This is a genomic window from Aphanothece microscopica RSMan92 (genome assembly GCF_046613545.2).
Classification (GTDB): Bacteria; Cyanobacteriota; Cyanobacteriia; order PCC-6307; family Cyanobiaceae; genus NIES-981.
In genome coordinates this window covers 1-865 of record NZ_JBKKKY020000240.1, presented here as the reverse complement: position 1 = coordinate 865, position 865 = coordinate 1, and the positions used below count along the sequence as shown (strand labels likewise).

1 protein-coding gene is annotated in these 865 nt (G+C 56.3%); it reads right to left on the bottom strand.

Annotation, left to right across the window (positions count from 1 at the left end; genetic code table 11):
- Positions 1-865, bottom strand: an 865-nt coding sequence (locus ACLD7X_RS17215; protein WP_411424913.1) for a hypothetical protein, incomplete at both ends; no start/stop codon positions are given.

The window sequence follows — 865 nt, the reverse complement described above, 5'->3', positions numbered from 1 at the left end:
ACGCGGATAGCCACGACATCCACCGGATTGCCATTGCCGTCGCTCGTAAGTGCTTGTGGGAACGAAACGGGTGTGCCATTGAGTGTCGAAGAAACAATCTTGAAGATGTAATTCGCATCATTGGAACCTGCTGGCCAGAATTCGTTCTGTGACTCCGTGAAACGAATTGCCGTCAGATTGATCGGCGCTGTACCTGTATTATAGGTGACAAGGTCCGTTGTGGCCGAAGGCGTTGCGGCAACGAAGTCCCGCTGTGATCCTTGACGAATCGTGCCAAACGCATGCCCCTTGATGAACGGACCTGGTGCTTGCGTGCGACCGCTCCATGCCGATACCGTGTCGCGAACAGCGTCGGGTTCCGCCGTTATGGCGGGAGCATACTGGGGTAGGTTTGTCGTAAACGTCACCTCAATGTTCTCGCCGCCTACCGTGCTCCTTTCGAAACAGGCCGTACGCAGCAACACGACATTGGCAGGCGCGAAGACTGCGGGGGGAATACGAATAGGCAGCGGTGGGTTGGTCGGATTCGAAAGGGTAAAGCCTCCCGATACGCTGTTGATGGCCGTGATAACGAGGGTGTCGGTACCAGGGTTGGTGATACGCAAACCGTTGTCCAAGCAGACGCGATCATTGAGACCCCGCGTACCGGCATCCCAGTCCGCAACCGTCATCCGAGGCATAACGGCAATACCACTCATTGCCATCGTAAACTCCGAACAGCCGGCTTTGACGATCATCGTGTCCAGATCGAAATCCGTGCGGGGATCGGATGTCTCCTGATCTGCGAGGTATTCGATGACGACCGTGTGCGTGCCGTTGTTGGGAACGACTACGGCTGGGGGGATGTCTCCCGAAACGATGCGAT